13 protein-coding genes are annotated in these 12,524 nt (G+C 43.7%); 7 read left to right on the top strand and 6 right to left on the bottom strand.

Annotation, left to right across the window (positions count from 1 at the left end):
• Positions 1-11 precede the first annotated feature (11 nt).
• The 4 genes from CH373_RS13850 to CH373_RS13865 all read right to left on the bottom strand — a co-directional run bounded on the left by CH373_RS13850 (position 12) and on the right by CH373_RS13865 (position 5,056).
• Positions 12-647: a leucine-rich repeat domain-containing protein gene (locus CH373_RS13850; protein ID WP_100714173.1), complete on the bottom strand. Its 636-nt coding sequence runs from the start codon at positions 645-647 to the stop codon at positions 12-14.
• A gap of 7 nt (positions 648-654) precedes the next feature.
• On the bottom strand, positions 655-2,886 hold the full coding sequence (purL, locus tag CH373_RS13855; protein ID WP_100714174.1) for a phosphoribosylformylglycinamidine synthase subunit PurL: 2,232 nt from the start codon (positions 2,884-2,886) through the stop codon (positions 655-657).
• Positions 2,887-2,955: 69 nt separating this feature from the next.
• Positions 2,956-3,435, bottom strand: a complete 480-nt coding sequence (locus tag CH373_RS13860; protein ID WP_100714175.1) for a flavin reductase family protein — start codon at positions 3,433-3,435, stop codon at positions 2,956-2,958.
• Between the two features lie 133 nt (positions 3,436-3,568).
• The gene (locus tag CH373_RS13865; RefSeq protein ID WP_100714176.1) at positions 3,569-5,056 is read right to left on the bottom strand and encodes an amidase; all 1,488 of its coding nucleotides are present in this window, start codon (positions 5,054-5,056) and stop codon (positions 3,569-3,571) included.
• A 223-nt stretch (positions 5,057-5,279) separates the two neighbouring features.
• Between CH373_RS13865 and CH373_RS13870 the strand changes: the two genes are divergently transcribed.
• Positions 5,280-6,164 (top strand): ankyrin repeat domain-containing protein, encoded by an 885-nt coding sequence (locus CH373_RS13870; RefSeq protein WP_243393399.1) that lies wholly within the window; start codon positions 5,280-5,282, stop codon positions 6,162-6,164.
• Positions 6,165-6,350: 186 nt separating this feature from the next.
• Positions 6,351-8,087, top strand: a complete 1,737-nt coding sequence (locus tag CH373_RS13875) for an HsdM family class I SAM-dependent methyltransferase (protein ID WP_100714177.1) — start codon at positions 6,351-6,353, stop codon at positions 8,085-8,087.
• A 21-nt stretch (positions 8,088-8,108) separates the two neighbouring features.
• On the opposite strand, the gene CH373_RS13880 is transcribed toward CH373_RS13875, so the two are convergent.
• Both CH373_RS13880 and CH373_RS13885 read right to left on the bottom strand, forming a co-directional pair.
• Entirely contained in the window at positions 8,109-8,534 is a 426-nt protein-coding gene (locus CH373_RS13880) for a MarR family winged helix-turn-helix transcriptional regulator (protein ID WP_100714178.1), read from the bottom strand.
• Positions 8,535-8,560: 26 nt separating this feature from the next.
• Positions 8,561-9,025: a MaoC family dehydratase gene (locus tag CH373_RS13885; protein WP_100714179.1), complete on the bottom strand. Its 465-nt coding sequence runs from the start codon at positions 9,023-9,025 to the stop codon at positions 8,561-8,563.
• A gap of 345 nt (positions 9,026-9,370) precedes the next feature.
• Here CH373_RS13885 and CH373_RS13895 point away from each other — a divergent pair, with 345 nt between their 5' ends.
• From CH373_RS13895 to nuoE, 5 genes are read left to right on the top strand one after another with little or no spacing between them, the layout of a single operon-like run.
• Positions 9,371-9,748 (top strand): NADH-quinone oxidoreductase subunit A, encoded by a 378-nt coding sequence (locus tag CH373_RS13895; protein WP_100714181.1) that lies wholly within the window; start codon positions 9,371-9,373, stop codon positions 9,746-9,748.
• Positions 9,739-10,299: an NADH-quinone oxidoreductase subunit B gene (locus CH373_RS13900; RefSeq protein ID WP_100714182.1), complete on the top strand. Its 561-nt coding sequence runs from the start codon at positions 9,739-9,741 to the stop codon at positions 10,297-10,299. The genes CH373_RS13895 and CH373_RS13900 overlap by 10 nt, the downstream gene beginning before the upstream one ends.
• Positions 10,296-10,817 carry an NADH-quinone oxidoreductase subunit C gene (locus tag CH373_RS13905; protein WP_100714183.1) on the top strand — a complete coding sequence of 174 codons (522 nt, stop codon included), beginning with the start codon at positions 10,296-10,298 and terminating at the stop codon, positions 10,815-10,817. The genes CH373_RS13900 and CH373_RS13905 overlap by 4 nt, the downstream gene beginning before the upstream one ends.
• A gap of 12 nt (positions 10,818-10,829) precedes the next feature.
• Positions 10,830-12,044 (top strand): NADH dehydrogenase (quinone) subunit D, encoded by a 1,215-nt coding sequence (gene nuoD / locus CH373_RS13910; RefSeq protein WP_100714241.1) that lies wholly within the window; start codon positions 10,830-10,832, stop codon positions 12,042-12,044.
• Positions 12,044-12,523 (top strand): NADH-quinone oxidoreductase subunit NuoE, encoded by a 480-nt coding sequence (gene nuoE, locus CH373_RS13915; RefSeq protein ID WP_100714184.1) that lies wholly within the window; start codon positions 12,044-12,046, stop codon positions 12,521-12,523. Before nuoD ends, nuoE begins: the two co-directional genes overlap by 1 nt.
• Position 12,524 lies beyond the last annotated feature (1 nt).

The following is a 12,524-nucleotide window of genomic DNA, read 5'->3' on the forward strand; positions in this document are numbered from 1 at the left end:
TGATTCCCTCCCTAAAACTCGATTCGGATTTTGGACAGGCTATCTTTCGCTTTCTTAACTTCGCTTCCTTTTAATCCGGATCCTTTTAGAATCAAAAGCCGAAGCCTCGGGTGATCAGCCAGTTGATCGATATTTTTTGGAAAGGATTTCAAATCGAAATTTCTGGAAAGATCGAGTATCTCAAGTTTTTGCATTCCGAGGACATTCTCTATATCGGATTCCGTTAAGCTGATTTTGTTCTGGTCTAAGTAAAGTGCCTCTAATTGGGGGAGCTCCTTCAGAGTTTCTGGAATCGCAGGAAATTTGTTGTTTCCACCAAAGAATACTTTCAAATTCTTTAGATTTTTAATATTGTCAGGAAGGCTGGTAATCTCGTTTCCATAAATATTCAAATATTCTAATTGAGACCATGAGTCTATGCTTTCCGGCAGGGAATTTAGGCCGTTCATTCTTACATCCAACCACTTCAGATTTTTGAACCGATGTAAAGAATCCGGAATCTTTCCGAGTTTCTTCATCCCTAAATCCAATCGTTCTATATTTTGAGGATTCTTTTCTGCTTCGCTGAGAATTTCCTCGGCTGACTTTTTGCAGAAAGAGCCAGACGCTAGGATTGATAAGATTAAGGTATAACGTAATATCTTCATTTTCTAATCACTTAAAAGTCTGAACTAGGCCTGACTCGTAGTTTTCCTTTAATTGTTGGATGGTTAAAGAGATTCCAAAATCAGAAATTTCTAATTTTCCAAGAGAGTTTGTTTCTCCTACAGGAAAGAATTCTAAACCGACACTTTGGGTTTCTGATTTTAGTGAGCTTTCTTTTTCTGCAGAATATCCTACCAATAGGCAAGCCGCGGTTTCTCCAAAGAGAGTCAGATCTTTTCTCTTTTGTTCAAAACCTTTCAGGTTCGCGGAGATTCCGAGTCCGGATAAAATGGAAGTCTTTGCGAGTGCTACTGCAATACCACCGAGAGACAAATCTCTCGCAGAAAGAATATTTTTGTTTTTGCGAAGTCTTTGCAGCAATTCCAAGAGTGACTTTTCATCCTCGATGGAAAGATCTGGCATTTTGCCTTTCACTTCCTTCTTAAATATTTTTTGGTATTCGCTACCGCCTAAAGAAGGACGAAATCTGCCCAGAAGCGCTAGTTTTACTCCGGCAGATTTCGGAAAGTTCGGAATCATTTCCGATTTATCAGATAGAATTCCGACCATTCCGATCGTAGGTGTAGGATAAATCGGACCTTCGGGAGATTCATTATAGAAAGAAACGTTTCCTCCGGTCACTGGTAAGCCCAAAGCTCTGCAGGCGTCTCCTAACCCACGCACGCATTCCGAAAACATATAGTAGTTTTCTGGAATATATGGATTTGCAAAATTAAGATTATTTGTCACTCCTAAAGGCTCTGCTCCGGTTACCGCAACGTTCCGTGCGGATTCACAGACTGCGAACATAGCGCCTTTGTAAGGATCCAAATAGGTGTATCTGGAATTGCAATCAGTGGCGGTAGCCAACGCTTTATTAGTGTCCGGAATTGCAGACAATCCTCCATCGCAACCAGGGCCTATCAATTTTACCAAGCCCACTTCGGAGTCGTATTGTTCTGTGATCGGATTTCTGGAGCAAATATTCCAGCTTGAAAGCAGGCTCAAGAGAGCAGGGGATTCCTTTCCGGATTCTATGTCCGGGGTAGAATCCGGTGTCCAAGTCGCGAGCTTTTCTAAATACTCGGGCTTTTTTACATCCCTTACATATCTTGGCGCGCCTCCGCCAAGCACTAAGGATTCTGCCGGAATTTTGGCTTTCAGCTTTCCTTCTTTATGAATTTCTAAAATTCCACCCGCGGTGACTTCTCCGATTTTTACCGCATTTAGATTCCATTTTTTGAATATAGAAATAAGTTCTTCTTCTTTTCCCTTTTTGGGGATCACGAGCATTCTTTCTTGGCTCTCGGATAGCATTGCTTCGTATGCGTTCATTCCGGTTTCACGATAAGGGACCTGGTCTAAATCGATTCTCATTCCAGTTTTTCCCTTCGCGCTCATTTCGGAAGTTGCGCAAGAGATTCCAGCGGCACCCATGTCTTGGATTCCTACAAGTAATCCTTTTTGGATTGCTTCGAGAGAAGCTTCCATTAGTAGTTTTTCCATGAATGGATCTCCTACTTGAACTGCGGACCTTTTGGACTCCGATTCTTTTGTGAGATCTTTGGATGCAAATGATGCCCCGTGAATTCCATCTCTACCTGTAGTAGCTCCTACGATAAAAACTGCGTTGCCGACCTGTCCTCCTGTAGTCGCGCTTGCCATTTGATCATGCCTGACAATTCCGACGGTCATCGCGTTTACTAAAGGATTCTTGGAAAAGCACTCGTCTATAAAGAGCTCTCCTCCTGAGACCGCGATTCCCAGAGAGTTGCCGTAGTCACCGATTCCTTTAACAGCCCTTGATAATAGATATTTATTTCTTGGTTCGTCCGGATTTCCGAAGCGAAGAGAGTTCAAGGAAACGATCGGTCTTGCTCCCATCGTAAAAATATCTCTCATAATTCCACCCACTCCGGTTGCAGCACCTTGGTAAGGTTCAACGGCTGTTGGGTGATTGTGACTTTCTATTTTGAATACTACAGCGAGACCATCACCGATATCCATTGCCCCCGCATTTTCTTCTCCTGCCTGGGCAAGCATCCGATCCGATTTAGTCGGTAATGTTTTTAGTTTGAGAATGGAGTTTTTGTAGGAACAATGTTCCGACCACATGGCTGAAAAGATCCCTAACTCTGTTGAGTTCGGGATCCTACCCAGAATCTCCTGGATATGTTTAAATTCTTCTTCTGTTAAACCGTGCTCGATTGCGTCTTGGAGGGAAACGGAGTCTTTTTCCATTGCAAGACCAGTTTTTCTCGATCAGGGCCCACTGAAAACTATTTTAGGACGAAAGATGAAAAGCGAAACTTAGATTGTATGATACTTCCTACCGTAATACAAAAGTGGCTTTAGGGTATCATCGAAATATACGTGCAAAACTCGACCAATGACCACTGTATGATCTCCTCCATCCACTTCCTTTTCCAACTCACATTCAATCCTAGAGAGCGTACCGTTTAAGTAAGGAACTCCATTTAATCCCAAGTCGCAGGCTAATTTTTGGAGGAAGTCGTGTTTGTCTACCTTGCTCGAAGCGAATTGATTCGAAAGGTCTTCTTGGTTGCTAGAGAGAATATTTACAGTAAACTTTCCAGAGGCTAAAAGAGCATCATGGCTTACGATTCCTTTTTGCAGGCAAAACAGTACCAAAGGAGGATCCAAGGAAAGAGAAGTAAAACTGCTGACAGTCAGTCCACCAGCACGAGTCATATCCGAATAAGTTACTACCGTAACCCCTGAAGCAAAATGGGAAAGTGCGTTCTTGAAGTCCTGCTGATTTGGAAACATAAGGACAGTGGAGAGGAAAATCACTGCCTTGTAAAGACGGATAAGTTACTGCGACTTTGAAAATCCGGAAACTGTTGGCGCGGGTGGTGTACCCGCCACCATCCCCCCGCCCAGGGAGCGGGTGGGGCCAGCCTCAGACTTTAAACTTCCCCCAAGGTTTCGCTTTTTCCAACTGGGCAGCTAGTCTCAAGAGCAAATCCTCTCTTCCTCTAGGTGCGGTGAACTGCATACCGATCGGCAAACCAAGCTGGGTTTTTGCAAGCGGAACGGACATAGATGGTTGTCCAGTAAGGTTGGCCAATTGAGTGAAAGGAGTCCTTGATAGATTTTTTTCTACTAATTGGTCCACCATTCCGCTCGCTAGAAGTAATTTTCCTAAGCCAAGCCTTCCTATGATTTGCATTGCGATTTCTTCCCACAACTTCGGAGCAAGTTCCCCGATTTTTGCGGGAGGTTCTGCAGTAGTCGGGGTGAGATACAAGTCATACGATTTATGAAACTCTTCCATAGAATATGCGGCTTCATCCCAAGTTCTCATCGCGTTCACGAATTCACCTGCGGGCACAGACTTTCCGAGCACACCTAAAATCCAAGTGGTAGATTCCAGATCTCCCATCCTGGCTTTTCTGCCCAGAGTCTTCTTTAGATGATCTATTTCGGAAGCTACTTCGCCGAAATACATGGTTACGTATGATTGGGCCAATTTTTTGCCGTCGATATTAGGAGTTTCGGGCACCAATTTATGACCTAAGGATTTCAAGAGCTTAACCGTCTCCATGACCCCGCTAACATGATCGGGATTTACTCCGGTTCCGATCGGTGAGGTAAAGCTGTAGGCGATCCTTAGTTTTCCCGGACTCTTTTTCATATCTGTTAGATACGAGACGTTTGGCGGCCCGAGATAAAAAGCTTCTGAACGATCAGTGCCGGATGCAACGTCCAAAACCGCCGCAGTATCTCTGACCGTCTTTGTTACAACCAGGTCACAGGAAGCACCTTGCCAAACTCTACCTTTTGGATAAACGGGGACCCTCCCTCTGGTCGGCTTGAGACCGAATAACCCGCAATAGGCGGCTGGAATTCGAATCGATCCTCCTCCATCGGAGGCTGTCGCGATTGGAACCATTCCGGATGCGACTGCAGAAGCGGATCCTCCACTTGAACCTCCTGGAGTTCTTTCGGTATCCCAAGGATTTCTGGTAGGACCGTAAGCTTGAGGTTCCGTGATTCCCATCAGAGCGAATTCGGGAACGTTTGTAGTTCCCAAAAAAATGAATCCTGAACCGCGCAGTTTAGAAACAAAATCGCTGTCTTGGGCCGCTCGAAACTTTCGATAAGCTTTAGAGCCGTTTGTAATTGGCTCGCCCTTGACTTCGTGCAGTAGATCTTTTAGAAGTAGAGGAACTCCTGCAAAAATCCCTTTGGGTATTTTATTGGAACTTGCCAGTTTATTGGCTTGGTCAAAAGTAGTGTGAATGACCGCGTTTAGTTCTGGATTCAGTTTCTCGATTTTTTTGATCGAGAATTCCACGAGTTCCTTAGGATGAACTTTTTTTTTGCGAACGAGCTCCGCTAAACCGAGTCCATCATACGAATCAAAGTCCGAATTGTGATTTGCCATACGCTCACTCAGGGACAGGACGATACGGATCTCTGCTCCAGGGTCAAGGCAATTCCAGATAAAAAGTGAATTTTCATCCTCGAAGTCCTAGGTTAATATGGCTGTAAAGAGAATTGGTAAGAAGTATATGCGCAAAATGACTAGCTACCGGCAAGGACTTAGATTCACCAGTCTCTTCTGTTTATTGTCATTTTTCTCTGCTGGCGTTTTTGGAAACTCGGTAATGGATCTGGAGTTTCTAAAAGCAGTAAAAGAGGGGAATATCGGAAAAGTAACTGATCTTTTATCCAAAGGCGCAAATGTAGATTCCAAGGATTCTGAAGGAAGAACGGCACTTATGTTAGCCGAAGGTGCGGACGTAGTAGAACTCCTGATTAAGAATGGAGCAAACCTAAATGCACAGGACAACGAAGGCAATTCAGTACTCTTTTTCCGAATACAACCTCTATTAAAAGTCAAGGTTCCTGACATGGATGACTTGGCAGAATCAAAGAGATTGATCGAGTCTGGCGCGGAGTTAGAATACAAAGCGAGAAAGGGTGATGATCAACATACCGTATCCATTCTCAACTTAGCGATTCGGAATCAAAATTTACCTCTTGTGAAATTTCTGGTCGAAAATGGGGCAAACCCGAATCACGATCCGGGTGGATTGGATGAGTATCCTTTATTCTTAGCTGTTGGTGCGGCGGGCGCACCAGCTAACATAGGTATTGCGGAATTCCTTTTAGCGAGCGGAGCAAAACCTGTGTTCACAAGCAGATTGAAGGAGCAGCCTGGAGCCAGAGGAACCAAACAAGTCGGAGCAAGAAACGCTTTTCATTATGCTACAGAAAGTCGCGCAGCAGACTACAAGATTTTCGAATTGCTCGCTAAGGTTGGAACCGATATAAATCACCGCGACGCAGAAGGAAAGACTCCGCTCATGGAAGCGATTCAGCGGGATAACATTATTGCGGCAGAAGCCTTAATCTCGTTAGGTGCCGATTTGAATTTGAGCGACAACGAAGGCAAAACCGCTTTGGACATGGCAAAAGCAGCAAAATTGCAATCAATCGAAAAGAAGATTTCGGAAAAACTTTTTCCGAAAGATCCGAATTCTCCTTAACTAAGAAAGTTTCTAACTCTAATCCTAGTTATTCTATTTTATTTCAGTGTATACATTGGAGTATACACAGTATACGAAACTGCTCTCGTATTGTTTTTTCAAATTCAGGGAATAACAGTTGTAAGGTTTTTCTAAATTCGCAACGTCGTATTAACACTTGATAGGCGGAGCCTATCTAATCAACAGATGCGTTTTCGGCAAGATCCTGATACAATTCAAGAAATTACTTCAGAAAAATCTGCGTATACAAGAGGCAGAGATCTGGGTCAGTTCTTCACGCCTGCCTTCATCGCCGATTTGTTAGCCGAATGGATACTAGATAGCGTTCACTTTAGAACGCCTCATTCAGAGGAGAAAATTCGTATACTGGATCCTGCGGCCGGCACTGGAAATCTGTTCGCTTCCTTTATAGAAACTTACGGGAGAGACAAAAATTTTTCGAATCTAGAGTTTCACGCCTGGGAGCTCGATCCGCTATTATATTCTGAATGCGATCAATTGATGCGAAGCTTCGGCGTTCCGGAAGAATCCAAATTTATTCGACTCGGAAATTTTTTGAACATTGAGCCAACTAGTGTCAGATACGAGGCAATTGTTTGTAACCCTCCATACAAACGCCTAAGCCACCACAAGCTCGGTAATGAACTGCTTCGGGAATTCGGAAGAGAAATAGGTTTTCCGATACCTGGGACCGCAAATTTGTATGTCTTCTTTCTTTTAAGAATATTGAATCTTTTGAATATAGATGGAAGAGCTTCTATTATAGTTCCTTATGAATTCTTAAACGCTGGATATGGAGTTCCGATTAAAAGAGCGCTTCTTGATGCAGGTTGTTTGAAACGTCTCTTGATTCTTGACACCCCTCTCTCGCTTTTTTCGGGAGCAGTAACCACTTCCTGTATACTGTTTTTGGAAAAGTCCGCATCGATCTCCCAGGAATTTCTCTGGACTCGCTCTCGACTTGAAGGAGCGATTAGTAAGTTACCGTCGCTTAACGATTTAGACTGGATCAAAGTCACTTTGGAAGCAGAAGAAAAATGGACTCCGCTCCTGCGGAAGTCAACAGGTGGCAGTTCCTTAAAAAGAGATGATATAATACCAACTAACAACAATTATGTGATAACTATGAATTCAAACTCCCGTGAAGACTGGGTGCCAATTCGAGTGTTCGGAAAGTTTCGCAGAGGGATTGCAACAGGAGATAATCGTTTCTTTTTGCTGTCCGAAAAGGATGCCGAAAGCTTGTCGATCCCTTCGGATTATTTGCGTCCCTCCGTACCAAAGGCTCAGTACGCTTTATCGTCATTCTTCTCGGAAGAGGACTGGGCAACACTTAGATCAGGAGGAGCAAAGGTATTGCTTCTTGATGCCAAGGATATTCCGCCACCGGAGCAATCCGGAGGTTTGCATTCTTACTTGGAAGAGGGTAAAAGGAGAGGCGTACCGAATCGATTTCTGCCTTCCAAAAGGAGACCTTGGCATTCTCAAGAAGCTAGGGAGCCGGCTAGGATATTGGCCACATCCTTTCATAGAGAAGAGGTAAGATTCGTATGGAATTCGAGCAAAGCGGTCCATCTGACTTGCTTTCACGGATTTTCTCCGGTAGAGGAATACGAATCATTCCAAGAAGTGCTTTTTGCTTATTTGCTCACCCCCTCGGTAAGAACAGAATTAGAAAAGAAAAGCAGGGAATACGCGCAGGGATTGAGAAAAGTGGAACCAGGTGACCTCAATTCGCTCTTGGTTCCGGATTTTAGAAAATTCGAGGCCGATGTTTTATTAAAAATTGATAAACTAATTGCTGCTTACAAAGAATTGATCCAACCTTGGACTCCCGGTAGGAGGAGGAAGGCCGAATGGAGAAAGAGTGCCGCCGAAGAAGAGATACTCAATTACTTGGAGGCTGAGTTCAGGAAAAACTGAAGGAACAAAACCTGTTTAAGACTATTTTAAATTTTTATAAAGTTTGTCCAAAAGGCGGACGAGATCCTTTTTTTCTGATTCGGAAAAGCCTTTGTAAAGGCCCGAAAGCAGTGACCTGGAGATCCCGAGCATGATCGGCCGTATTGAGTAAGCTTTACGGGTGAGCTGTAAATGCACAACCCTCTGGTCCGAATTGTCTCTAACCCTCTCTACGTATTCCAGATCCTCCAACTTGTCGACCAAGGCGGTCAATGTGGATTTATCCCGGTCGATCATCTTCGCAATTTCCTGCATCTGTACTTTTTTGCTCATTGCGAGCGCGAAAAGAATATCTGCATGAGTCGTTGATAGCTGTCCGAGACCTTTTTCCTTCAATTCCCGGTTGAGATGTCTATGGAATTCGTCTCGAATTCTTGAAATAAGATAAATGATAGTGCGTGGGTTCATGGCGGATATCCGAGGAAAAGTCCAGTTCAGCCGAATTGGTAGAGATAAATGACTTCGCCGATGGCTGCTGGTTTTGCCGCACCTTCTACCTCGAAGCTCATTTTCAAAGTCATTCTAGCAGTTCCTCTCAAATCTTTGAGCTCGATCAACTCTGCTCTCAATCTAAGTTTGGATCCTACTTTGACCGGATCCAAGAAACGCAATTTTTCCATTCCGTAGTTGATTCCCATCTTTATGTTCTTCAGTTCTAAAATTTGGCTGAGTAGATAAGGAGCCATGGAAAGCGTAAGATAACCGTGGGCAATGGTTGTTCCGAAAGGAGATTCTTTTGCGGCTCTGGCTGGATCTGTATGTATCCACTGATGGTCAAGAGTAGCATCGGCAAATTTATTGATTTGCTCTTGAGTGATCTCAATCCAATCGGAAGCACCGAGTTCCTTTCCCTCATAAGCGGCTAATTCCGCAAAGCTGGATAATACGAGTTTGGCCATAAGGAACTCCTTTTTTGAAGACAAGGCTTCTTTCCTAAAATTCACTTTCGATGATTGTTTTGTCACCAACTTTTTAGCGTCGGACCAGAACGAGTGTTCTGTTTTTGCCAGGGATTTATTTGAGAGTCGAAACAGGTTTATTAGAAATGCGGCAAGTACCTCCTCTCTTGTTGCGAGAATTATTCTCAAAAACTATTTTCTTAAAACCGAAAAATCTGGTTCGGTTTTAGTCGGCATGGAACAAAGTAAAAATCTTGGTCTGTCCAACCTGTTTTTAACTTTTCCGGCCTTCTCGCTAAAAGGATTGACATAAGCCGTCCTGGAACACCGAATTGAAGTCTGCACATGGGAAGCACGCCAGAACACCTCGGCCCACTTCTGATCCAATTTTTACTCGGAGTCGGTTTTTCCGCTCTGATCTTGGCGCTCGCGTTCTTACTCAATCCAAAAAAGAAATCGAAGCCTCAGGATACTTTCGAGTGCGGAGTTCCGTACTATGGAGACGCAAGAGGGCTTTTTAATATTAAGTTCTATTTGGTCGCGGTTTTATTTATACTATTCGATATCGAAGCCATTTTTCTTTTCCCCTATGCAGTAAATCTGAAGTCATTTACAAAAGCAGGCCTCGGACCTTTTCTTCTGATTGAAATGTTCGTATTCTTATTTACGATTATAGTCGGATTGTATTATATTCGTAAGAAGGGGGCATTGGAATGGGATTAAACGACCAACTCAGTAAACCCGGCCAAATGTACGGAGATATGGCGCAAGTAGGCACTATAGATTCTGTAATCAATTGGGGGAGAAGCTTTTCTCTCTGGCCTTATCCATTTGCGACCGCTTGCTGCGGAATTGAATACATGAGCACCGCTTGCTCGGACTACGATATTGCACGTTTCGGAGCGGAGAGACCTTCCTTTTCTCCAAGACAGGCAGACATGATCTTGGTGCTTGGGACTATTACTTACAAAATGGCTCCAGTGCTCCGCGAAATTTATGACCAACTTGCAGAACCAAAATTCGTGATCAGCGTTGGCGCTTGCGCTTCCTCCGGTGGAATGTTCCATACCTACGGAGTTTTACAAGGTGTGGATAGAATTTTGCCCGTGGATGTATATGTTCCAGGTTGTCCCCCAAGACCGGAAGCGATCCTAGATGCACTTGTAAAGCTTCAAGAAAAAGTAAAATCTCAAGGACTTGAAGCGAGACGCCAAGAAGTAATGAGGAAGATCCAGGAGATGAACGAAAGAAATAAACCCCTGGTCGTCCGATGAAAGAAATTGTAGAGCGTTTCTTAAAAGATAAGTTTCCCCAGTTCATTTACAAAGAAGAAGTAGTCTCCTCTAACGTTCCCGTATTTTTTTTGAAACCAGAAGGCGTGCTTCCGGTTTTGAAAGCATTAAAAAACGAGCCTGAGATCGAATTGAATTATTTGAACGATCTAACAGCGATCGATTGGCTCGGGAAAAAGGAACCTAGATTCGAAGTATGTTATCTACTCCGTTCTCTAAATAAATCTTCTACTAGAGTTCAGATCAAGGTTCCGGTAGAAGACGGGGAAGGCGTTCCGAGCATTGTCTCTATATTTAAAGGCGCGAATTGGCCGGAGAGAGAAGTGTTCGACTTATTCGGAATCGTTTTCCATGGGCATCCGCAGATGGAAAGACTTATCCTTCCTGATAATTTTCAAGGACATCCATTACGAAAAGATTATCCTTTGGAAGGCTTCGGTCAGGATTATCTGATCGAAGATCTGCTTACCATTCATGTTTCGGAAGATATGCAGGGCTAATCAATGGCAAACATGTACGAAAAGACAGCGGAACACTTTTCTTCTAAGTTCAAAGATTTGCCTGAAGGACACCTTCTCGTAAATCTCGGTCCTTCTCATCCTGCGACTCACGGTATTTTGCAAAATGTGATCCAGTTGGATGGGGAGAGGGTTGTAGACTCCGAATCCGTTATCGGATACGTGCATCGCTGTTTTGAAAAGTTGGGAGAAAGCTACACTTATAATCAATTCCTAGTTTGCACAGACAGGATGAATTATGTTTCTACGCCTTTGAACAATATTGGCTGGATCTTGGCAGTGGAAAAGATGATGGGAATACAGGTGCCGGACAGAGTAACTTACGTCCGCATGATTATCTCGGAATTGTCCAGAATCATGGATCACATCATCTGCAATGGAATCCTAGGTGTGGACCTCGGCGCTTTTTCCGGAATGCTGCATTTATTCCATCATCGGGAAAATATCTATCAGGTAATCGAAAAACTAACAGGTGCTAGGTTAACGACCACCTTTTGTAGAATAGGTGGTTTGGAAAAGGATATCTACCCTGAGTTCGCCAAAGAAGTAAAACTCATCTGCAAAGGTTTGAAGCCTGCGATCGAAGAATTCCAAGTTCTACTCGTAAATAACAGAATTTTCTTAGATAGAACCGACGGAATCGGAGGAATCTCTGCGGAAAAGGCGATCGAGTACGGATACTCCGGCCCGAATCTCCGTGCCGCCGGAGTGGATTGGGATGTTAGAAAAGACGAGCCTTATATGTTCTACGATAAAGTAGACTTTGATGTTCCGATCGGTGAGGACGGAAGCGTACTTCATAGAACCTTAGTTCGAATGGAAGAAATGCGGCAATCGATTCGGATCATCGAACAGCTTGTAGACGGAATTCCAGAGGGACCTCATCACGCGGATGTTCCGCACGCCTATCTTCCTTCCAAAGATAAAGTATATAAAAACATGGAAGAATTAATCTATCATTTCAAAATCATTATGCACGGGGTTCAGGTTCCTGCAGGTGAATATTATATGGCTACCGAAGCCGCGAACGGTGAGCTGGGTTATTATATCGTTTCCGAGGGAGGCAAATCTCCTTGGAGAGTGCATGTTCGTAGGCCGTGCTTTTGGTTTTATCAGTCGTTTAACGAATTAGTAAAGGGCGGTCTTTTGGCAGATACTGTTGCGACCATGAGTTCTTTGAACGTGATTGCCGGAGAGCTGGATTGCTGATGTCTTACCAATTTTCCCAAGAATCCGAAAAAAGATTTTCTAAGCTGTTCGAAATGTTTCCGGACAAGAGGAGTATTATTCTTCCCGCTCTCTATATGCTCCAAAAGGAAAAGGGTTTTGTAGATCGCGAGGGAATGCAGTATATCGCGAATAAAATCGGAGATCCGATTTCTCTGGCTCATGTCTACGGAGTTGCGACTTTTTACACTTTATACAACAAAAAACCAGTAGGAAAATATCATATTCAGATTTGCTCAAATACGAGTTGTTATCTGAGAGGAAACGACGTGTTGGAAAAACATGTGTGCTCCAAATTGGGAATCAAACCCGGGCAGACTACTCCCGACAAAAAATTCACCGTGGACGAAGTCGAGTGCCTCGGTGCTTGCGGCTATGCACCGATGATGCAAATCAACGATTCGTTTTACGAAAATCTAACATTAGAAAATATTGATAAACTTCTTCAGGATTTGAAATAGA

The organism is Leptospira perolatii (genome assembly GCF_002811875.1).
Classification (GTDB): Bacteria; Spirochaetota; Leptospiria; order Leptospirales; family Leptospiraceae; genus Leptospira_B; species Leptospira_B perolatii.

What these genes read in the sequence shown, in the direction of transcription:
- CH373_RS13850 (WP_100714173.1), bottom strand. Translation starts at nt 647, where the DNA reads ATGAAGATATTACGTTATACCTTAATCTTATCAATCCTAGCGTCTGGC.
- purL (WP_100714174.1), bottom strand. Translation starts at nt 2,886, where the DNA reads ATGGAAAAAGACTCCGTTTCCCTCCAAGACGCAATCGAGCACGGTTTA.
- CH373_RS13860 (WP_100714175.1), bottom strand. Translation starts at nt 3,435, where the DNA reads ATGTTTCCAAATCAGCAGGACTTCAAGAACGCACTTTCCCATTTTGCT.
- CH373_RS13865 (WP_100714176.1), bottom strand. Translation starts at nt 5,056, where the DNA reads ATGGCAAATCACAATTCGGACTTTGATTCGTATGATGGACTCGGTTTA.
- CH373_RS13870 (WP_243393399.1), top strand. Translation starts at nt 5,280, where the DNA reads ATGGATCTGGAGTTTCTAAAAGCAGTAAAAGAGGGGAATATCGGAAAA.
- CH373_RS13875 (WP_100714177.1), top strand. Translation starts at nt 6,351, where the DNA reads ATGCGTTTTCGGCAAGATCCTGATACAATTCAAGAAATTACTTCAGAA.
- CH373_RS13880 (WP_100714178.1), bottom strand. Translation starts at nt 8,534, where the DNA reads ATGAACCCACGCACTATCATTTATCTTATTTCAAGAATTCGAGACGAA.
- CH373_RS13885 (WP_100714179.1), bottom strand. Translation starts at nt 9,025, where the DNA reads ATGGCCAAACTCGTATTATCCAGCTTTGCGGAATTAGCCGCTTATGAG.
- CH373_RS13895 (WP_100714181.1), top strand. Translation starts at nt 9,371, where the DNA reads ATGGGAAGCACGCCAGAACACCTCGGCCCACTTCTGATCCAATTTTTA.
- CH373_RS13900 (WP_100714182.1), top strand. Translation starts at nt 9,739, where the DNA reads ATGGGATTAAACGACCAACTCAGTAAACCCGGCCAAATGTACGGAGAT.
- CH373_RS13905 (WP_100714183.1), top strand. Translation starts at nt 10,296, where the DNA reads ATGAAAGAAATTGTAGAGCGTTTCTTAAAAGATAAGTTTCCCCAGTTC.
- nuoD (WP_100714241.1), top strand. Translation starts at nt 10,830, where the DNA reads ATGTACGAAAAGACAGCGGAACACTTTTCTTCTAAGTTCAAAGATTTG.
- nuoE (WP_100714184.1), top strand. Translation starts at nt 12,044, where the DNA reads ATGTCTTACCAATTTTCCCAAGAATCCGAAAAAAGATTTTCTAAGCTG.